The organism is Colwellia sp. BRX10-1 (assembly GCF_014077545.1).
Classification (GTDB): domain Bacteria; phylum Pseudomonadota; class Gammaproteobacteria; order Enterobacterales; family Alteromonadaceae; genus Colwellia_A.
In genome coordinates this window covers 53210-74887 of sequence record NZ_JACGWC010000003.1, presented here as the reverse complement: position 1 = coordinate 74887, position 21678 = coordinate 53210, and the positions used below count along the sequence as shown (strand labels likewise).

18 protein-coding genes are annotated in these 21678 nt (G+C 38.2%); 6 read left to right on the top strand and 12 right to left on the bottom strand.

Translation table 11 applies throughout. The features are described from left to right. Nucleotides 1–16: 16 nt before the first annotated feature. The 3 genes from H4J75_RS04260 to H4J75_RS04250 form a co-directional block, all read right to left on the bottom strand. The gene (locus tag H4J75_RS04260) at nt 17–400 is read right to left on the bottom strand and encodes a PAS domain-containing protein (protein WP_182221440.1); all 384 of its coding nucleotides are present in this window, start codon (nt 398–400) and stop codon (nt 17–19) included. A gap of 31 nt (nt 401–431) precedes the next feature. After that, nucleotides 432–1430, bottom strand: coding sequence for a WD40 repeat domain-containing protein (locus tag H4J75_RS04255; RefSeq protein ID WP_182221439.1), 999 nt, complete (start codon nt 1428–1430; stop codon nt 432–434). A gap of 174 nt (nt 1431–1604) precedes the next feature. Continuing rightward, nucleotides 1605–2078 carry an NYN domain-containing protein gene (locus H4J75_RS04250; RefSeq protein WP_182221539.1) on the bottom strand — a complete coding sequence of 158 codons (474 nt, stop codon included), beginning with the start codon at nt 2076–2078 and terminating at the stop codon, nt 1605–1607. 138 nt (nt 2079–2216) lie between these two features. On the opposite strand from H4J75_RS04250, the gene plsB reads away from it, so the two are divergent. Beyond that, nucleotides 2217–4658, top strand: coding sequence for a glycerol-3-phosphate 1-O-acyltransferase PlsB (plsB, locus tag H4J75_RS04245; protein WP_182221438.1), 2442 nt, complete (start codon nt 2217–2219; stop codon nt 4656–4658). Nucleotides 4659–4761: 103 nt separating this feature from the next. Here plsB and ubiA read toward each other — a convergent pair whose 3' ends face one another. Together ubiA and H4J75_RS04235 are read right to left on the bottom strand one after the other, a co-directional pair. Then, the gene (gene ubiA, locus H4J75_RS04240; RefSeq protein WP_182215350.1) at nt 4762–5625 is read right to left on the bottom strand and encodes a 4-hydroxybenzoate octaprenyltransferase; all 864 of its coding nucleotides are present in this window, start codon (nt 5623–5625) and stop codon (nt 4762–4764) included. A 37-nt stretch (nt 5626–5662) separates the two neighbouring features. Beyond that, a complete protein-coding gene (locus H4J75_RS04235) occupies nt 5663–6244 on the bottom strand; it encodes a chorismate lyase (RefSeq protein ID WP_182215348.1) in 582 nt (193 codons plus the stop codon). Nucleotides 6245–6552: 308 nt separating this feature from the next. Between H4J75_RS04235 and H4J75_RS04230 the strand changes: the two genes are divergently transcribed. Beyond that, nucleotides 6553–6945 carry a flagellar basal body-associated protein FliL gene (locus H4J75_RS04230; RefSeq protein ID WP_182215347.1) on the top strand — a complete coding sequence of 131 codons (393 nt, stop codon included), beginning with the start codon at nt 6553–6555 and terminating at the stop codon, nt 6943–6945. 61 nt (nt 6946–7006) lie between these two features. Here H4J75_RS04230 and glpG read toward each other — a convergent pair whose 3' ends face one another. After that, a complete protein-coding gene (glpG, locus tag H4J75_RS04225) occupies nt 7007–7879 on the bottom strand; it encodes a rhomboid family intramembrane serine protease GlpG (RefSeq protein ID WP_182221437.1) in 873 nt (290 codons plus the stop codon). A 13-nt stretch (nt 7880–7892) separates the two neighbouring features. Further along, nucleotides 7893–8222, bottom strand: a complete 330-nt coding sequence (glpE, locus tag H4J75_RS04220; RefSeq protein ID WP_083277969.1) for a thiosulfate sulfurtransferase GlpE — start codon at nt 8220–8222, stop codon at nt 7893–7895. A 213-nt stretch (nt 8223–8435) separates the two neighbouring features. Here glpE and H4J75_RS04215 point away from each other — a divergent pair, with 213 nt between their 5' ends. After that, nucleotides 8436–9047, top strand: a complete 612-nt coding sequence (locus H4J75_RS04215; protein ID WP_182215344.1) for a DUF952 domain-containing protein — start codon at nt 8436–8438, stop codon at nt 9045–9047. Between the two features lie 121 nt (nt 9048–9168). Here H4J75_RS04215 and H4J75_RS04210 read toward each other — a convergent pair whose 3' ends face one another. Together H4J75_RS04210 and H4J75_RS04205 are read right to left on the bottom strand one after the other, a co-directional pair. Further along, nucleotides 9169–10356, bottom strand: a complete 1188-nt coding sequence (locus tag H4J75_RS04210) for an amino acid aminotransferase (protein WP_182221436.1) — start codon at nt 10354–10356, stop codon at nt 9169–9171. A 256-nt stretch (nt 10357–10612) separates the two neighbouring features. Continuing rightward, a complete protein-coding gene (locus tag H4J75_RS04205) occupies nt 10613–11323 on the bottom strand; it encodes a DUF445 family protein (protein WP_182215342.1) in 711 nt (236 codons plus the stop codon). Between the two features lie 115 nt (nt 11324–11438). Here H4J75_RS04205 and H4J75_RS04200 point away from each other — a divergent pair, with 115 nt between their 5' ends. Together H4J75_RS04200 and H4J75_RS04195 are read left to right on the top strand one after the other, a co-directional pair. Then, nucleotides 11439–12296: a peptidylprolyl isomerase gene (locus H4J75_RS04200; RefSeq protein ID WP_182221435.1), complete on the top strand. Its 858-nt coding sequence runs from the start codon at nt 11439–11441 to the stop codon at nt 12294–12296. A gap of 88 nt (nt 12297–12384) precedes the next feature. Next, the gene (locus H4J75_RS04195; RefSeq protein ID WP_182221434.1) at nt 12385–14661 is read left to right on the top strand and encodes an EAL domain-containing protein; all 2277 of its coding nucleotides are present in this window, start codon (nt 12385–12387) and stop codon (nt 14659–14661) included. Between the two features lie 223 nt (nt 14662–14884). On the opposite strand, the gene H4J75_RS04190 is transcribed toward H4J75_RS04195, so the two are convergent. From H4J75_RS04190 to H4J75_RS04180, 3 genes are all read right to left on the bottom strand, one after another. Continuing rightward, nucleotides 14885–16420 carry a PAS domain-containing methyl-accepting chemotaxis protein gene (locus H4J75_RS04190; protein WP_182215337.1) on the bottom strand — a complete coding sequence of 512 codons (1536 nt, stop codon included), beginning with the start codon at nt 16418–16420 and terminating at the stop codon, nt 14885–14887. Between the two features lie 202 nt (nt 16421–16622). After that, nucleotides 16623–17096: a transcription elongation factor GreB gene (gene greB, locus H4J75_RS04185; protein WP_182172396.1), complete on the bottom strand. Its 474-nt coding sequence runs from the start codon at nt 17094–17096 to the stop codon at nt 16623–16625. Nucleotides 17097–17403: 307 nt separating this feature from the next. Beyond that, nucleotides 17404–20253, bottom strand: coding sequence for a pitrilysin family protein (locus H4J75_RS04180; protein ID WP_259366357.1), 2850 nt, complete (start codon nt 20251–20253; stop codon nt 17404–17406). A 539-nt stretch (nt 20254–20792) separates the two neighbouring features. Here H4J75_RS04180 and H4J75_RS04175 point away from each other — a divergent pair. Next, complete coding sequence (locus H4J75_RS04175; protein ID WP_070375218.1) at nt 20793–21659, top strand: SPFH domain-containing protein; 867 nt, start codon at nt 20793–20795, stop codon at nt 21657–21659. The last annotated feature ends 19 nt before the right edge of the window (nt 21660–21678 follow it).

Sequence of the window (21678 nt, the reverse complement as noted above, 5' to 3'; positions counted from 1 at the left end):
TCACTTATGCATTTGATTAATTAATTTCTTCAAATGCGACCACATAATAACCGTCCATTAGCGCGCTTTTCAATTCGGTATAAACTTTAAATCGCTTAACGCCATGGGCCTTGGTCTGAATATTCACTGTCACCGTAACAAAGCTATCTTTTTCAGCATCTATTGATTCCATACTCAGTTCCCATAAGCTTTCAACGACCTTCTGATAATGGGGATCTGGATAGGCTTTTTGCCACCAGTGATTTTTATCCGGTATATCGGTTAAATCCCAACCAATGATGTTAGTAAAGCTTTGGTTCAAATAAACAATAGTATGATTTAGCGCTTCTTTATTAAGCTCAACAACCATAATAGGCAGTGGTAACAGATCAAAAGATGTTGTTGGAATTGGCTTAAACAAAGTAGTACCTCTAACCTAAAAGGTTATAAAATTAATAAACAGGAAAATGCCACAGCTCTAAAACGCCATCACTATTACTGGCATTAATAAACTTGATCGTTTTGGCATCTTTGATGGTTTCGCTATCCCCATCATTCATTGCGACACTTAATACCGATGCTCGGCCATTTTCCATGACTGATTGCCACTGGGCAAGTAATGCGCCATCAGCCACTCGCCATAACTGTAATACTTGCCTGGGTGAGCCAGTTAAAAATAGTTGTTTGTCGGCAGAAAAAACAGAGTCATTCACTTCCATAAATTTTAAATAAGTATCTAATTCAGCAATGAGCTGGCCTGTTTGTAGGTTCCAAAACTTGCGATCTTTAACCGCGTCAATGCTAAAGCCAACCAAACCGTCGCTACTGATATCAACATGATTAACTCGACTGGCATGACTAAATTCAAACAGGGTTTTACCCGTTGAAGTATTCCATAACTGGGCCACTTTATCGCTTGAGCCGGTAAAAGCAATTTGACCGTTTTCAGACAGACTCACCGCGTTTATATCTAAACGATGTTTTTGAAAAGTAGTGACCTTATTCGCTTTGGTATCAATAATACTGGCTTTACCGCTACGAAATCCTAATAACAGTAACTGACCATTTTTAGATACTGACATATCATTAATTATATTATCTGCGACTTGCCACTCACCGACTATTTCAAGATTATCAAGAGTATATTGCTTTACAGACACACGATTAGAAAGATATAAGAACTGATTGTTATTACTGATATAAGCGATTTCAATATGTTGTGCATGATCCGCGGGAAGGCATTTAGGTAATATTGATTGCTGACTGTTTTGCCAAAGACAGACTCCATTACCATTAATAATCGCCGTTAACTTACCATCATCTGAAAGTGCTGTGGTTGCTATCGCTGATTTACTGTAACTGCTTTTGCTAACCGCTGCAGAATTATAGACGTCTTGTTGACTACAGGCTGATGCAAGTAAAGAAAGCATCAGTAATATCAGAATTTTCATTGCCTAATCATTTTATTTCATCTGTATGATACTGCTACTATCGCACATATTTAATAAAAAGCGGATGATTTTTGTTCACTGGCGATCAAGGGTATATGGCAACATTAGCAATCATTAAGATATGGCCATTAATCATTGGCGACCACAGGCTGACTGTTATTTCGACAAGCAAAGTTACATTAGTAACCAGTCATCAATCGGAAAATAATCATCCGCCGCGTTAATTAATGAGTTAGCGGTTAAAGCTGATACACCATAAACATGTGTAGTTACTCCATAACGCTCTTTAACTTTGCGAAGTAGTAAATCAAAGTCGCCATCGCCAGATAGTAATATAACGGTATCAACATCGCCGGCACTTTCCATGACATCAATGGTAATACCGACGTCCCAGTCACCTTTGGCAGAGCCATCTCGACGTTGAATAAACGGCTTAAGCTTTACCTCAAATCCAATATGTTTTAACGCTTTTTGAAATTTATGTTGAGCATCGTCACTGCGTTGAATGGCATAGGCATTGGCGATAACAATATCGCCCTGCTCACTAATTTGTTGCCAAAACTTTCGGTAGTTAAACTGCCTTTGAAAGCTATCACGGGTGGTATAGTAAATATTTTGTACATCTACAAATATAGCTATTTTGTTCAGTTGGCTTGTCATTTATTACTCGATGATAAAGGAAGGGTGTTGGTGATGGCCACCATTACCAAAAACCATAGGCAACATGCTACAATAAAGCTACTATTAAAAACATGTCTAAAAGTATAATAATTCAGAGAAAATTCGATGTCAGCCATACGTTCATTATTCTATTTCTTATTACGTTTCCCGATAAAATTGCTTGTTCGCAGTAAAATTGTTCCTGACAACTATTTAGAGTCAGAAGAAGTAAAACTTGAACAGCCACAGTTTTATGTTATTCGTCATCAATCTGCCAGTGATCTACTTGCCCTACGAAAGGCCTGTAAAAATTTAAAATTACCCGATCCACTAAGCCTGGTAACTGTTAATGGGCAAAGTTTTTCACGTTTATTGTGCTTAGAAAAACCTACACCGCTTTTTCGTTGGCGAAAAGCAGGTCATACCGAAGCGATTACCCAAGGCTTCGAATTATTAAAGCAGCACAGCATCGACGAAAAATTAGATGCTCAGCTCATACCTGCTCATGTTATTTGGGGCAGAACACCAACCAAAGAACATAATAATGCCAATATAGGTACTGTTTTAGCGGATCAAGAATCACCTTCGTGGTTACGTAAGTTTTTCATTGTATTATTTTTAGGGCGTAATTCTATTGTCCGATTTAGTGAAGCGATTTCTTTTCGTCTTATGGCAGACAGGCATGGTACTACGCAAGCAAGTGCACAAAAATTAATGCGTATTGCTCGTTTTCACTTTTACCGCCAAACGATTGCAGTAACGGGCCCAAGGTTAATGCACCGTCAACAAATGTTTGCGACACTGCTTGCTAATCCATCGATAAAACGCTTAATCAGCGACGAAGCCAAAAGCAAAGCGATTAGTGAAGAGCAAGTGAAAAAACAAGCCCTCGCCATCATGGATGAAATTGCCGGTGATTACCGTGACTCTATGGTTCGCTTAGGCGCACGTATTTTAACTTGGCTGTGGAGTCGCTTATACAGCGGTATAAACATCAATAATGCAAAAGTGCTGCGAGATCTCGCTCAAGAAGGCCATGAAATTATTTATGTGCCTTGTCACCGAAGCCACATGGACTATTTACTACTTACCTATGTCATTTTCCAAGAAGGCTTAGTGACTCCTAGAATAGCCGCTGGTATTAATTTAAATTTTTGGCCAGCAGGCCCTATCTTCCGCAAAGCCGGTGCGTTTTTTATTCGTCGTAGCTTTAAAGGCAATCGCTTATATTCCACCATTTTTCGCGAGTATTTAGGCTTATTATTTGAACGTGGCTACTCAGTAAAATATTATTCTGAAGGCGGGCGCAGTAGAACTGGCCGTTTACTACCCCCTAAAACGGGTATGCTTGCCATGACGATACAAAGCTTGCTTCGTGGCATTGATCGTCCATTAACCTTAGTGCCAGTTTATTTAGGTTACGAGCATGTTATGGAAGTCGGCACCTATCATAAAGAATTAAGTGGTAGCCAGAAGAAAAATGAATCTATCTTTGGTGTTATTAAAGCGATTAAAAATTTACGAAATTATGGAAAAGGTTACGTTAATTTTGGTGAACCTATCAATATTAACCAGTTCTTAAATAAACAGGTCCCTAGCTGGAAAGACGATATCGACCCTATTGATCCACAAAAGCCAACATGGTTGACACCAAGTGTTAATATTCTGGCTGATCAAGTAATGACGCATATCAATAAAAGCGCCGCCATTAATGGTACGGCTTTAGTCGCACTTATTCTGCATGCTTGTAATAATAAAGCACTCGCTAAAACAGAATTAATAAGCCAGCTTGATTTATTTTTAAACTTACAGCGCAATGCGCCTTATAGTCAGCAGTTGACCATCCCCTGTGAAGATGGCCAGCAACTGCTTGAAGAGGTTATCTCTCTTAATAAAGTCACCGTAAATCAAGACAGTTACGGCGACATTATTTCATTATCTGAAACAGCCATTTTAGAAATGCGTTATTACCGTAATAATATTTTACATAGCTATATATTACCTGCGCTCATTTGCCGGATATTGGAACGCCATAGCAAAATAGATATCGACACTTTATTAGAACAGGTGCAACGGATCATCAGTTTAGTGAAAATTGATTTATTTTTATGGCAAAGCGAAAGTGATGTTGTGGAACAAACAGAGCAAATAATAAAATTTTTAATGGCCGAAGGTCTTATTCAAAAAAGTAAAAGTGGCTTTTTAAGCGTGGTAAATGACGTTGAACTGACCAGTAATATTCGTTTAATCGGCGAATGTATTAATGAAACCGTACAACGTTTTACCATTATCTGTTCATTAACACATCGTTTATCACCCATTAGTAAAAATGACCTTGAAGACAAAGTTGTTGCTATTGCTAAGCGCTTATCGGTATTAAATGATATTAATGCTCCTGAGTTTATTGATAAGAAAGCCCAGGGAATTTTAATTAAAGCCATGATTGAGCAAGGCTATATTAATAAAGATGAAAACGACCAGCTCGTTGACAGCAGTACTTTAGGGTTGTTGAAGTCATCGGTCACTCAACTGATAGATATTGAAGTTTTACAGAGTATTATTCGTTAACTCTTGCACGAATAAAACGGGCTACATCGTCATCCTGAACGATTATCAGGATGACGCACCACAAGCATAATGTTGGATCTCATGATTATCGGACCCGTAGTAACTAGAGGTACTCTATTGATATGCCAATAAAAATCACTAAACCTACAAAATGATTATTCAAAAAAGCTTGAAAGCATTTATCACGCTCTCTATCGACAATTAAAATTTGTTGATAACAAAAAAATCCGGCCGCAATAACAAGACTCAGTTGATAAGGCCAACCAAATGCGAGCATTTCACCCACGCTCATTAACAAAGCTAGTGTAGCCAGTTGAAGAAATAGAATAATACGTTTGTCATGGCGACCAAATAGAATGGCCGTTGATTTTATGCCAATTTTTAAATCGTCGTCGCGGTCAACCATCGCATACATAGTATCGTAAGCTACCGTCCATAATAAGTTAGCGCTAAAAAGTAGCCAAGCAACTGTGGGGATTTCACCCATACCTTCGGCAAACGCCATAATCATCCCCCAGCTAAACGCTGCACCTAATACCACTTGGGGTAACTGGGTATAACGTTTCATAAAAGGGTAACTTGCTGCCAGTAACACCGCAACCACTGACAATTGAATGGTGAACCAACTTAAGGTTAAAACTAAGCCGAGCGCGATGCCAATCAACAAACCAAATAACGATAACGCATCGTTTGGCGTTAATATGCCAGTAACTAATGGCCTATGCTGGGTACGTTTTACTTGTCCGTCTACTTTACGATCTGCCCAGTCATTAATAACACAACCTGCGCTGCGCATAACAAAAACACCTAAGGTAAATACAGCTAGCCAATGTAAGGGTGGAAAACCATCGCCGGCTATCCATAATGCCCAATATGTTGGCCATAATAGTAAGTAGGTACCGATCGGCTTGTCGGCGCGAGTAATTTTTACAATGCCTTGCCACTTATCTGCAAAAGAATTTGTCATGTATTTTCCTGAAGATTTTTTATTTCTTTTTTATTTATCATAATTGATCAGTTTGATTAGTTTGATAAGCGAAGGCATTCGGTAAAAATATTTCAGCAACTAATAAAGGTTTATCATGCAGCATAAACGTTGAACGGCGTCCCCAGAGCTCGGTTTTAACTGGTAATTTAAGATGTTGTGCTAATGCTGATACGGTAGAGATTGGAGAAAAAGACGAGATTTCAATGCATTTACGGGTTAACTCTTTTTTGCTAAACAGCACCTGTCCTAACGATTGGTTACCTAAGTGTGCTAACTGCTGCTCTTCACCGGTTAAGCTTTTTAAAGGCAGTAAGCTGCGGGCAAAGACTTGTGGCACATTGTCGCAATATAATATCACCTCACGCACTAACACTTGTTCACCTACATTAATGTCTGCCGTTGCTTCTTCTCTTGTGCAAGGCTGAATTTTTTGCCCTAATACTTCAACACGAAAATGTTGGCAACATTGACTTAATCGAGCAGTCAACGAGCTTGGGTCGAGTAACCAACTTAATAGCGTTTCATTAAGCGATACTCCTAAAGGAGACTGCCATGCTGTATCGATAGTAATGGGAAATAATGGATGCGACTGGGTCATAACAACTAATTAATAACTATTTTATTAGACAATAACCTGCATATCATATCAGTATTGTTTAATTTATGCCGCTGGTAATTTGGTACACCTTGCCGACCAAATTCAAGTGGTGATTTCAAAGGTAGACGAGCTCGCATCAATAGGCCACACGAAATAAGTTAGCCTATCAAACGGGTTATCCTTGAGGGGGTTTTAGCGCTTAGCGTTATAAAAATAAATAAAGCGAACAAATTTGCTAATAAAAGCTAATGATTCATTGTAATATAGTCGATAGTCTTTTCAATTCTCCAGTTAAATAGAGCGGCAAAATGAAAAATACCTTATTAATATTAGCGACATTATTGTCGTTCTCTTTTCCTTTATCTTCAGTAAAAGCGGCGGACTATGCTTACTTTGGTTTTGAACCCGCTATTATCACTAACTATGTAGCGGTAAAAAAGAAACTAGGCTATGTTCGTCTCACCGTTGAATTGATGATTGAAGATTCGGCAAATTATGAAACGGTTGAGCATCATGCACCGTTATTGCGCGATGCTATTATTGCTATTATTGGTCAGCAACCTGAAGCAAAAGTAAAATCGATTAATGGTCGCCACGAAATCCAGCGTTTATGTGAAGAAAAAGTGAAGAGTCTTTTGACACAAGAAACAGGTCAGCCGCTAATTAAAAAATTATTATTTACCCAGTGGCTAGACAACTAACAGTATATTAAAAGATCCCCGTAGGTCGGTAAAACTCAACCTACGGTTTTTTAATAAAGACCTAATGCCTTTTCATCAATAACACGTTGACTGCTGCTAACAAACAGCCACTTACTAATCCTAATAAGTGCGCTGTATTTGCCATATTAACCGGTAAAACATCGGCATAGCCCAGTAAAAGCCAAAACAGTAAAAAGCCAATAATGGGCTTAGAGATCATTAAACCTTTTTCAGGTGCTAGCCAGCCATACCACCAAACATAACCCACTAAGCCATAAACCACACCAGACAGGCCGCCAAAGTTAGGACCTGAAACCATAAACTGCCCGAGATTAGAGAGCAGTGCGGTGATCAAAAATAAATTAATTAACGCCCCCTTCCCTAAAGTACGTTCAACACTGCCACCTAATTGCCACCACCACATAGTATTAAAGACAATATGTAACCATGAAAAATGAAACAGGGTGGGCCCTAAAAGACGTAATGGAGAATCAAAAAAGGCCTCCATCGTTAACTTAGGATAGAAATGTAATAATTCAAAAGTAGGTCGAGCGAAACCCAACAAGCTCGCGATAAAAACTAACCAGCACAAAGCAAAAACAGTTAAGGTTACCACACCGGCATGAGCCAAAAACTGCTGTTTAAAGCTTGTTATTAATGACGGAGAGTTGTCTTGAACTTGTGAAACTTGTCCACTTTGCCATGCAGCTTGTTGATATTTTTCTTGGTAAGGGTCGGCAATAAATTCAGCAAAAATTTCTTTTGCTTGAGCTATTTTATGGCTTGCACAATAAATAACATAGTCGCTGTCATCCTTTTGCACTTTAGCATCGATATCTAAACTGGTTAAATAATTCGCAAACAACAAGGCAATGTTATGTTGTTTAACTTGTACTAAGGGACTTAGCTCATTTGCTGAATTATATTCCGACATTATGCTCAACTATTTAGTGTTCTATATCTTGTGGAAAACGTAATTGCCAATCAGTAAAGCCGCCATCGAGTGAATAAACATCACTGAAGTCTTGGCTAATAAGAAACTGTGCAGCTTGTTGGCTAGAAATACCGTGATAACAGCAAACAACAACGGGGGCATCTAAGTCGGCTTCACGAATGAAGTCGGCAAAGTTTTCATTACTCAAATGAATAGCACCAGGAATATGATTTGCTTGAAAAGAAGCCGCGTCACGAATATCAACAATGACATGAGTTTTATCAGTTAAACTCTCGTGTAAGGTGGCCAGTTGCATATGTTTGAAATTGGTTTGTTCAGTCATTTTTTATTTCCCTAAAAATTTACGCCGTTAATGTAGCATAATTTTACATCTAGACGTTACCATTCAAAACTCAGCAAAATACATATTGATTGGTAATAGCGATAAGACAACAAATATATTCTTTGTTGTTTACCATTTAAAGCATGTGCACTTATCGGTAACATAGACAATTAATAGCTTTATCGCTAACAACAATTTAATACAGGAAAACCCATGGGCTTTAAAATAGCAAATAATTCAATTCTCCGTTCAGATAATTACGCAGAGTTAGTACGTGGAAAAACCTATCCCTTTGAGAGAAAGGGCCATCAGCATCTTGCTGACAATGTTCCTCTATGGTTAACAGGTACTGACTGGACTGCTCGAGCAGAAATAAGCGTTGTAAGTCAGGCTATTGAAAATAACAATATTAAAGGGATATTTCGTGTTGACTACCTTTACCAGAAAGATGAGCAACAAATACTAACGAATACTTTTATTCGCATGTATGCAGGGCTAAATGATCCGTCTATCTATTTACTCTCATCAAATGCTGAATATCAACAAGCACTAAGTGCAGGTAAGCTAACGCGTGATTCGCTAACCAGCGAAGGTTTTATTCATGCGACGCCAAAAAGTCAGTTAAACCGTCTTGCCAATAAATATTATAAAGACAAAGAGCAGCCACTTATTTTGATTGTTGATAAAGAGTTAGTTATACCAGAAATAAAATGGGAACCTGCAAGCGGTGGCTTATATCCTCATATATATGGTCCATTAAACATCAATGCGGTCACTCGGGTTGAAAAAATATCACTTAATGAGGATGGAAATTTTTACCTCTAAAGATAGCCGCTTACTCACATTATCAATTGGCTAGTTAACCAAAAACAATAAAGCCAAAACACCGAGATGTTTTGGCTTTAACTCTTTCTTAAGCTCTAAAGCTGTTAACGAATCTTAGCGCCTATAGAACTTTCGCGATAGATTTTGCTAAGTAATCAACATTACTATTCGCAATACCCGCAATACTCATACGGCTTGAACCGACCATATAAATACTATATTCATCTTGTAACTGTTGCACTTGCTCAGGGGTTATACCTAAGAATGAAAACATCCCCATTTGACGGGTAATAAAGCTGAAGTCACGAGTCACACCGTTTTCGACTAACTTATCAACCAATAGTTGACGGTTACCATTAATACGGTCTCGCATTTCTTTTAATTCTACATGCCACTGGGTACGTAGTTCATCAGAACTTAAGATTGTTTCAACCAATGCGGCACCATGTGCTGGAGGCATAGAATAAATAACACGGATCACATAAAGTAATACGGACTGTGCAACATCAACTGCGGCAGATGTTTCGCCAATAATAGTACAAGCGCCAATACGTTCGCGGTATAAACCAAAGTTTTTCGAACATGAACTACAAACAATCATTTCTTTCGCGTGTTCGGCCATTAAACGCAAACCATAGGCATCTTCGTCTAAACCAACACCAAAACCTTGGTATGCCATATCGATAAGGGGTAAAAAACCAATGTCTTTAGCCACTTCAACAACTTGTTGCCACTGCTCATTGTTTAAATCCATACCACTGGGATTATGACAACACGCATGTAACAACACAGCATCATCGCTGCTGACTTCTTTTAATGCCGCTAACATGCCATCAAAATCAAGCGTTTTGTTTTCGTGGTCGTAATACGGATAGGTTTTAACGGTTAAACCAGCGGCTTCAAACAAACCGGTATGATTTGCCCATGTTGGGTTACTCACCCAAATAGTGGCACCAGCTTTACAAGACTTAATAAATTCAGCCGCAACACGTAATGCCCCAGTTCCACCGGGAGTAGAAACCGTGCGAGCTCTATTTTCAAGCATCACTTTATGGTGACCGAAAATTAATTTACTCATCTCTTCATTGAATACAGGTGAGCCGGTAGGACCAATATAAACTTTGGTATCTTCGTGATCGTTACGATATTTTTCCGCCGCTTTCACACAGTCTAAAATCGCTGTATGACCTGCTTCATTTTTATAAACGCCCACACCCAAATCAATTTTATGTGGGTTTGAATCTTCACGATATTTAGCCAACAAGCCTAAAATAGGATCGGCTGGCAAAGCCTTTAAGCTACCAAACATGTCTCCGGTTACCTTATTCAATGACGGGATGTTCTTAATTGGGCGATTTCGCTCAACAAGAGAAATAAATCCCTGTGTTTAAAGCGCAAGCATAGCCCCAATAAGGTGAAATTTAAAGCGTTTAAACTAAAAAATTGCAGGAACTAATAGCACAAAAGGGACTAAGGAATAACAAGGATAACCTTGTTGTCTGTAATGACAAGTTTCGCAACAAATTATATCCAGCGTTTGTTGCGAAATAATCGCTGATAAAATCTTAGAAATTATTAGTAACTGCGGCGATAAAGCCAATAATACCACCAAATACACCTCCCCAAACAACCAACCAACCTAAGTGTTTGCGGATCATCGCTTGGATAATTTCCTTGACCAGTTGTGGTGTTAGTTCATTTAACCTTTGATCAATAATTTCACTGACTTTATCACGCATATCCGCCATAACACTCGGTTGCTCTAACTCATCCTTGAGGATATTGTTAAATTCTTCACTTTGTGAAATTTTACCGACGGTGATTTTCATTTTTTCAATAAACGGCTCTCGTAACGGCTGTAATGCTTCGCTGCCACCAACCATCGCTAACATGCCACCAAACGATGACTTTTCAATAACATCAACTAAGTCATCAAAAGCAGGATTCAAGTCTATTTTTTCAATGACGGGTGTTAAGTCTAAAGACACTAAACCACCTGAACCACCCGACAAAAATCGGTCAATATTTTCTTCAGTGAAAAACTGTTCCATCATCAGCTCTTTTATGGCTTTTTTAAAATCTTCAAAGCGCGCAGGAATAACACCAGAGCCATATAAAAAGGGTACTTTTTCAAAAAGCATATGTATAGCAATCCAATTAGTAAATGCCCCCGACAAGGCAAATAAGCCTATGGTAAAGAGTAAAGACTGCTCGAAAAAATAACCCGCTAAAGTAGCAAGCAAGGCGATAATATTAGTCATAAAGCTTTTATTCACTGAGTACCTCAAAATTAGTGTTGGTTTCTATTGCGCTATATTAACAATTGCATGGTTTTGCGCCAACTCTTTTACTGTATAGTAGCCGGTAAACAATAAAGATTAAGGAAACGTCATGAAAATCAAACTTATTTTAGCCATGAGTACATTACTGACTATTTTTAGCGCTGCTGCACAAACATCAAAAGTAGCTGATGAATGGCGAGCTTTAGATGTTGCAAGAACCGTATTACTGACACTACCACACGGAAAAGTTGTCATTGAACTGGCACCACAGTTTTCGCCTAAGCATGTCGAACAGTTTATAAAACTGACCCAATCAGGTCATTATGATGGTAATAAGTTCTATCGAGTGATCGACGGTTTTGTGGCGCAAGGAGGTCCTGAAGACGGCAGTCGTCAAGATAAGTTAGTACCAACATTAATCATGGAAGGTGACTTTACTACCGATGAAAACTGGCAGTTCACTAAAATTCAAAACAATGATTTATTTGCTGAACAAACAGGTTTTAAAGACGGATTTTCATTAGCTCATAACCCGAGTGAAAAAAAAGCTTGGTTAACGCACTGCCCTGGTGTCATTGCAATGGCTAGGGGTAATGACGCCGACTCTGGCACCAGTCATTTTTATATTGTTAATGGTCAAGCCACTCGCTATTTAGATCGAATCATGACTATCTTTGGTCGTGTGGTTTATGGCATGAATCACGTACAAGCCATTACTAGAACATCAGTTATTGAAGGTGATAAGCCTGTTGCTGAAAAAGATTATACCACCATGACAAGCATGAAAATGATGAGTGATGTGCCCAAAGAGCAACAAATTTTATTAGCCGTAAAAAATACCGAGCACCCCGCTTTTAGTCAAATGATCGAAAAACAGAAAAAACGAGAAAATGCATTTTTCTACAAAAAACCACCACCCGTTTTAGATATTTGCCAAACGCCAGTGAAAAGCCGGATAATTAATTAAACCTTGCCTAAAAGGAGGAGTTCGCTTTGACCTTGAAAATGTTTTGCTATAAATTAACCCGTAATGTAATAAATAATCTTGGTGAAATATGGACATAGCTAGATTAAAAAAACTATTATCTCATCAACAAGATATCTTATCTAAAATTGCCTTAGGTCGGCCTTTAAATGATGTGCTAAATGATATTTGTTTATCTATAGAAGAGCTTCTCGATGACAAGTCAGCGAGGTGCTCAATATTATCGTTAAAAGACGAACAACTTTTTCACTGCGCTGCGCCAAACATTGATGATAAGTATTGTCAGGCTATTAATGGCGTACGCATTGGTCCAAAGGTAGGCTCTTGTGGGACTGCAGCATTTAGAAAGTCTCGAGTCATTGTTGAAGACATCGCAATATCCCCGTTATGGCAAGACTTTAAAGCACTCGCATTGAGCTTTGATCTTAAATCGTGTTGGTCAACCGCCATTATTTCAACACAGTCCAAAACTCTTGGTTCACTTGCCATTTATCATAGCTCTTCTAAATCTCCAACGGATAAAGATTTAGAGTTAATCGACTACTTCGTGCATTTTTCAAGCATCGCCTTAGAAAAAAATGTTGAATCACTTAACGCCAAACGACTGATTGCGGATCTACAAAAAAGTAATCAAAAATTCCAAGCTTTTACTCAGGTTATGCCTGATTTAACCTTAATATTGAGTGAAGATGGCGTATATACTGATATTTATGGCTCAGCTGATGAATTGTTATATGGTTCAGTTAACAAACTCATTAATAAAAATGTAAATGACGCCTTACCTAAAAAAGATGCACAGCCAATCATGTCGGTCATTGAAAAGACCTTAGCCACCAATGAAGTGCAAATTTTTGAATATCAGCTTGACGTTCTAAAAGGTAATATGACTTTCGAAGGGAGAACAGCCCCCCTTGACCATTATCAGCCAAACTTTCCTAATAAAAGACATATCGTCTGGATAGCTAGAGATATAACGGTGCGTAAGGAGGCAGAAAAGGCGATTGAAAAACTGGCTTTCTTTGACTCATTAACCAACCTTCCTAATAGACGAATGCTCAACGAAAGATTAACGATGTGCATTGAAAGAATAAAACGTTCTGGCAAAACCGGCGCTTTATTATTTTTGGATCTGGATAACTTTAAAAGAATTAATGACTCACTGGGACATAGCGCTGGAGATCAAATTTTAATCGAATTATCGACAAGACTTAGCGCCACTATAAGGGCATCGGATACTTTAGCCAGAGTGGGTGGCGATGAATTTATTCTTTTATTGGAATATGTTGGTGAAAATAATGAGCAGGCCATTATAGAATCTGAAAAGGTCGCTCAAAAATTACACAGCGTATTTGATGAAAAATTTGAGTTAGGTGAATTAGCATTTCAGGTCAGTTGCAGCATAGGTATTAGCCTAGTTAACAATGGTAACTCATTAGTAGATAACATTTTGAAGTTTGCAGATACCGCTATGTATCGCGCAAAAATGAAAAAAGGTAATAGTTATAATTTCTATGATCCCAAATTACAAACCTTACTAGAAAAGCAGGCTGAACTCGAAACTGACCTTGTTAGAGCAATAGCTAATGATGAATTTTGTGCCTATTTTCAGCCGCAAGTAAACACCTCAGGTAAAGTCATTGGAGCAGAGGCACTTATTCGATGGAATCATCCCAGTAAAGGACTGATCGCACCCAATGAATTTATACCTATTGCCGAACAATATGGGCTTATTCAAAAGTTACAAAACATTGTTTTACGTGATATTTGTATGTTAATTACGCAACTGCGTACCGATAATATGATTGACGAGTTGTTCAGTGTTTCAATCAATATAAGTCATTGCCAATTTAACTCATCTACTCTAAAAACTGAGTTACTTAATGCCATGGCTGACTTCGATATACGACCATCACAGATTAAGTTAGAGATTACTGAGTCGATGTTGGCTGGAGATATTGATAATACCATTCAACAAATGCAAGAAATTAAAGCAAAAGGCTTTACCTTCTCCATAGATGATTTTGGTACTGGCTACTCTTGTTTAACACACTTAAGTGCTTTCCCGGTCAATGAACTTAAAATTGATAAAAGCTTTATCGATAAAATCTTAGATAATGGCACCGGCTTTAGTATCGTTAATACAATAATAACCTTGGCTAAAAGCCTTAACATAACAGTGGTTGCTGAGGGTGTGGAAGTGTTAGAGCAGCACGAGTTACTCAAAACGCTACATATTGATTCAATTCAAGGTTATCTAATTGCTAAGCCGATGACTAAAGGTGATTATCTAGCGTGGCATAAAACTAATATTGACCATCACCAGCCGTTTGTTAATAACACCCACTGATTTATATCTGTTGATTCTACTTAAAATAATGCCGCTAAAAATTAATTTTTTCAGCGGCATTTTTACAATACAGGCAATAATCCTGGTATCTAGGCTGCTAATGTAAACTATAAAAATTACCAGCCTTTAATAATAGACTAGGTTATAAAAGCTCGTTACCAGCCCTTTTTAACAATAAAAGTGGCGCTATCTTATTTTAATTTAATAACGATTAAACATTACCTTAGCCGTTAAACGCTTGCCCTAAAGCGCTAAGCGCATTGGCTCTTTTTTTAATGTTTACTGTCTCACGTTCAACCGTATTTGTTTGTTGAAGATTATTTTGAGAAGCATCACTGATGTTAATAATATTGCGGCTAATTTCCTGAGAAACCATACTTTGCTCTTCTGATGCTGTCGATATTTGTATGGCTAAATCAGAAATATCAGTGATCAATGAATATACCTTATCAACAACATCATGAGCTTCTGTTGCTTTTTCCACACAACTGTCCGCAGACTCTTTGCCTTTTGTCATAGTTTGCACCCATGATAAAAGTGTATTTTGCATTTCTGATATTGAGCTTTGTATTTGCTCTGTTGCCGCATGGGTTCTACTTGATAACGCCCTAACTTCATCGGCCACCACGGAAAATCCTCGACCATGTTCTCCTGCGCGTGCCGCTTCGATTGCCGCATTAAGTGCTAATAAATTAGTTTGATCGGCAATGCCTTGTATTTCATGCATTATGCTGCCAACTTTTTCAACCTCACTGGCGAGCTCTGTTGCCGAAGACGCTGAATTTGCGACTTCTTCAGCCAATATATTGACTGTTTCCATGGTGGTGTGCATGGCTTTTGTGGCAATTTCACAATCTGAATGTGCTTGATTAACTTTTTGTGAAGTGAAGGTGGTGTTCTGGGCAACCTCATCTATTGTTGCAACCATTTCTTCAACAGCTGTCGCGACTTGGTGTAATTCAGCCGTTTCTTGTTCAACACCTTCTTTAGCTATTCTCGCCGCTTGCTCAAGCGTACTCGCGCCTGCACTGAGTAAATCACTACTGTCGGTAATACGGCCTAAAATTGTTTTAATTTTACCTTCAGCCATTTTCAAATGAAAATCGGCAATACCTTGAGGTTTGCTTCCACAATAAATTAACCGTGAAAGACTGTCATAGTCTCTGCTGAGTTTTTTGAAATATTTAGGCGTATCGATAATTTCATTTTTATAAATTATAAAGGGTAGTAAAGGTAATAAAAACATCATGTATGGATAATAAAGAGCACTGAACAATGTTGTTATACTTGCGCCAAAGTAGGCTGCATTTTTAATACTGGCATTTTCGTACCACTTATTTAAAGACTTGCCCGCTTGTAGTGCTTGATAAGATAATATGGCATTACTTTTAGTTTTCTCGTCTAAGCGCGTTCTTACTGATTGAAAACCAACTAGTTGACCTGACTCAAAAATAGGGGTAATAAAAGCATCAACCCAGTAATAACGGCCATCTTTGCAGCGATTCTTAACAACACCTCGCCAAGGTAAGCCCGATTCTAAATTAGTCCATAAATCTTTAAAGGCAGCCTTAGGCATGTCTGGATGCCTTACAATGCTATGATTTTGTCCAACGAGTTCATCAAGGGAGTAGCCGGCAATTTTACAAAAGTCTGGGTTCGCGTAAGTAATGACACCCTTTTTATTTGTTGTTGAAATTAGTTCTACACCGTTTTCAAAATTAACTTCTTCATTAATAATCGATTGCTTTTGTCTTGTCATAGATAAATCCTTTTGTATGAATTTGTTGTTTTTATATTTTAGTTAATAAAATGATAAGATCAACAATATCAACAAAATATACTGATTTTGAAGGGATATTACATAAAAAAATGGGAAATTGAGCCACCTTGGCGTTTTAATAAAGGGAAATAAAGCAATCGATAGTTAGTGCACGATAAACCTTAGTACTATTGTCTGCTGGTTATTTATACCAAATTTTTAAAATATCAAAAACACGCTCACCTTCGGGTGTCTGTACTACGACCTCGTCATCAACACACTTACCTATTAATGCCCTTGCCATTGGTGAATCAAGACTTATTTCACCTTTTTTAACGTCCCATTCATCAGGCCCCACCACTCGATAGGTGAGTTCTTTGTCGTCTTCATTAATTAGCGAGACCCAAGCACCAAAATAGACTTTACCTTCTTGCTTAGCATCATAATAGACAATCGTTAAGTCCTCGGTTCGCTTAACTAAAAATCTTACGCGTCGGTCAATTTCACGCAAACGCCTTTTACCATAAATGTATTCTGCATTTTCACTTCGATCGCCCTGAGCAGCCGCTTCTGAGACAGATTTAGTGATAAGAGGACGCTCTTCCTTCCATAAATATTTCAGTTCTTTATCTAAGCGATCCCAGCCTGCGCGGGTAATATAGTTACTTCGTTTCATATTTTTTAAACACGGATAAGCAGAATATTTATTGTGACAGGATTAAGCTGATCTGGCCATACTCAGCAATAAAAAGATAGCAGGTTTAAAATAAGCATCATCGCTCTTTGTAATCCGTAGCGACTCGACATTGTCTACATGGATCTAGGACTATGATTTGTCTAGAATAAATGACGTGCAATAAGCACTAATGCAGCGAAGGTGTGGATGCCTAAGAGCTGTTATGAACGTTCATCCTGAACATAAAAAAGCCTTAACGTTTCTCGTTAAGGCTTTATATCAATCACTCAAAGAGCAATGAGTCAGATTAGATTTCGTAATCAATCACTTCATAACCTAATGCTTTTAGTTGGGGTTTCAATGTTTTAGCATCACCAACAACAACCATTAACATTTCCGCTAAGTTTAAGTGTTTCTTTGCTAGCGTATTTATTTCTTCTGCACTGATTGTTTCAACAATCTCTGCTCGCTCTTGCACAAAACTTGGCTTTAAATCGTATTCTAAGATTTGCGCTAAGAAACCTAATTTTGCCCGTGGTGTTTCATATTTCAACGCATCTCTTTGATTAATTGAATTACGCATAAAGCTTAATTCTTCCGCGGTGATACCTTGTTCGTTGTAGCCTTTTATTTCGTTAACAAACTCAATAATTGATTTATCGGTAACATCAGCACGAACTTCAGCAGAGGCGGTAAATGTACCAGAGAATTTGTCAGCACTAAAACCAGAACGTGCGCCGTAGGTATAACCTTTATCTTCACGAAGGTTTAGGTTTATACGACTATTAAATGCACCACCTAAGGTGAAGTTCATTAAATAAGACTTGTAATACTCGCCGGTAATATCTTGAGTCATTGAGCGTTTACCAATGCGAATCGCGGATTGCGCGGCACCCTCTTTATTCACTAAATAAATAACACCCGCTTTTGTCTCAGGTTTAGCCAGTGTTAGCACTAAGCTTGATCCTTTACCTTGCCAGCTAGAAAAGACGTTAAGTGATTTAATTAGCGCTTTTTCTTTCAAGTCTGATACGACGATTAACTGACTATCACTTGGTTTTACTTGCTGTTCGTAGAAGGCTTTAACATCTGCTAAGGTAATATTATTGAGACTTTGCTCGGTGCCTTGGCTTGAAGTTGCTGCAATGTTGTCAGCTTGCAATAATTGACGATAAGCTGTTGAGGCTAAATAACCTGCATCTTTCTTACTATTAATTGCGCCCTGAATAGCATTACTTTTGTTGCGTGAAAATTCCACTTCAATGAATGCTGGGTGCATTAATTTTTCATTAACCAGTGCCATTGTCGCATCAAGATTTTTAGTTAGTGTACTGACATTAACATTCAAGTATTGATTACCTGCATAGATAGCGATTGAACTACCTAATTTTTGTAATTCATTGCTCATTTCTTCGGCGCTACGTTTGGTGGTCGATTCATTTAATGCACTAGCAAGTAACGAAACAACGCCTGCTTTGTCTTTGTCAGAATAATAATGACCTGCAGGAATCTTTAACAATAATGATGTCGTTGGAGTTTCAATGCTTTGCGTACCCAGCACTTTAATACCATTGGCTAACGTTTTGTTCCACATCTGTGGTACAGCTACTGATTTATTGGCAGCTGATATTGGCATTTTACTGCGATCAAAATTATCTTTCGCTTTGCGTACCACTAAACTCTCTGCTGAGGTTTCAGATGTCTGACCTTTACTACGCGGTGCAGGAATAAAATTATCTTGTGCTGCAATTAGATCAAGTTTGCCTTTAGGCACTATGCTCATGATCACCGCATGTTGGTCTTTAATATACTTTTTAAAGACCCGCATAACATCAGCCTTAGTAACATTGGCATAACGTGCGATATCTTTTTCGATGTAATTTGGATCGCCCTTAAATGTTTGATTAGCCGCAAGTGTACTCACTTTGCCTGAAACACTTTGTAAACCGAAGATGAAGCTTGCTTCCATACTCGCTTTAACTTTCGCTAGATCGTCGTCTTGTACGCCACGCTCTTCAAATTCAACTAAGCTCTCGCGAATCACTTTTTCTATATCTGCTAATGTTTTTCCTGAAGCCGGGTGTGGTAACGCTAACAAAGTAAAGGTACAAGCTAGTTCGGCACAGGGATGCCCCACTGAAGCTTGAACCGCTAATTGATTTTTCACTAAGTTTTTATAAAGCAAAGATGTTTTGCCGCCACCTAAAATACTTGATAAAACGTCAAGTGGGGCTTCATCTGCATGGCGAACAGAAACGGTTGGATAAGACATATACACTAAAGGTAAATGAACATTATCTTCCATGGAAATATAACGATCTTCGTTTATGGTGAATGTAGGTTTTTCAGGCATAGCGATTTCAGGTCCGCGTGGGATAGACCCGAAATACTGTTCCACTAAGGCTAACGTTTCTTTTGCGTCAATATCGCCACCTATGGTTAAGGTTGCGTTATTTGGACCATACCATTTTAAGAAAAATGCTTTTAGGTCGTTAACATTTACACGATCTAGATCCTCTAAGTAACCAATGGTTTGCCATGAGTAAGGATGCCCTGCCGGATATAACGCTTCAGCAACTCTCTCTCCTAATAAACCGTAAGGACGATTATCATAACTTTGTCCTCTTTCATTTTTTACCGTTTCACGTTGTACTTCAAATTTTTCTTGCGTTACCGCATCAACCAAAAAGCCCATACGGTCTGATTCTAACCACAACATTTTTTCTAGTTGGTTAGCTGGAACCGTTTGAAAATAATTAGTTCGATCACCGTTAGTTGTCCCATTTAAGGTACCACCAGCTTCAGTTATTAATTTAAAATGCTGTTCGTCGGCTACGTTTTCAGAACCTTGAAACATCATATGTTCGAAAAAATGAGCAAAACCTGACTTACCTAACTCTTCGCGAGCAGAGCCAACGTGATAGGTCATGTCAACATGAACTAAGGGATCAGAAGCATCTTTATGAAGAATAACCGTCAAACCATTACTTAAGGTATATTTTTGATAAGGAATAACAGTTTTACCCGCTTCTGCCGTTACTTGCTCAACAAAACTCACACCTGCTGGTAATGTTACTTCAGCCATGGTGGTGGTTGGCGCGGTTTGTTCACATGCTGCTAAACAAGTTAATAGCAATGGGATGCTCCATTTTTTCAATTTATGCTCCTTGGTGGCTTTATTATTTATATAAATATATTTTCTCGCGCTCAACTTCTGCGCCAGTATCTAGCTCTAATATATGATTTGCTCACTTGCTTTGCCAATGATATTTCTGTTTTGCAATACTTTGTTACTTATTTGTTAACTTTTAAATTTAGAACAAAAAAAAGACAACGGCTGTTGTCTCAATGATTGTCAGGAAGAATATTAACTACTCTTCTGGTTTCTTATCTTGTTTTTTATCTTGTTCTTGCTGTTCTTTTGTTTCAGTTTTCACTGGTTCATGACCTTCGCCGCCACAGCCTCCGCAACATCCCATTGTATTTTCCTGTTGAATAATGTTGGTAAGATTATAGCTAAGCCTCAACTCGCCAAAATTGATCAAAATCATCAAACGTCTAATAACTTCATTCTTTTACTGACACCTAAGCTTTTATAAATATCTTATTTAATGAATGTTGCTCTGCTAAATACTTGCATTAAACAACAAGTGATATCATAATGATATCACTTGTTAAAATCTTACTGAGAATAATATGATTACGGAAAAAGAAATCAAAGCGCCTAATGGCATTATGTTTATTTTTGTTTTATTGGCATTACAGATTGGTACTTTCACCTTGTTAATTAATAACATAATAAATAACAATGTCACACTTGCCATTATTAGTTTACTGGTCACCCTTGCTATTTTTATTTGCTGGTTTGGTTTTTTTATGGTCAATCCCAAAGAAGCTAGAGTTATGCAATTGTTCGGTAAGTACGCGGGTACCGTTCATGATTCAGGCCTACGCTGGGCTAACCCTTTTTATACAAAAATGCGCGTCTCTTTGCGGGTTAGAAATTTCGAAAGTAGTAAACTAAAAGTTAATGACAAAAATGGTAACCCCATTGAGATTGCTGCGGTTATTGTCTGGGAAGTAACAGATACCGCTGAGGCCGTTTTCCAGGTTGATGATTATGAGGATTTTGTCTCAATTCAAAGTGAATCTGCATTACGTAATTTAGCCACAAGTTATGCGTACGATCATCACGAAGATGACGATATTTCTTTACGCAGCGATCCGACTCAAATTTCAGCAGCATTAAAAATTGAAGTGCAAGACCGGTTAGAAAAAGCTGGCGTCACTGTGATTGAATCTCGTATTAGTCATTTAGCTTACGCGCCAGAAATTGCCAACGCTATGCTAAGACGCCAGCAAGCCATGGCAATTATTGCTGCACGTAGAACCATAGTCGAAGGTGCTGTCGGTATGGTAGAAATGGCATTAACAAAATTAGAAGAGCGTCAAATTGTAGAACTTGATGCAGAAAGAAAAGCCGCTATGGTGAGTAACTTATTAGTTGTTCTATGTAGCGACGAAGCGGCACAACCTGTAGTAAATACCGGCAGCTTATACTAATCGTCAATTGAGTGAGAAA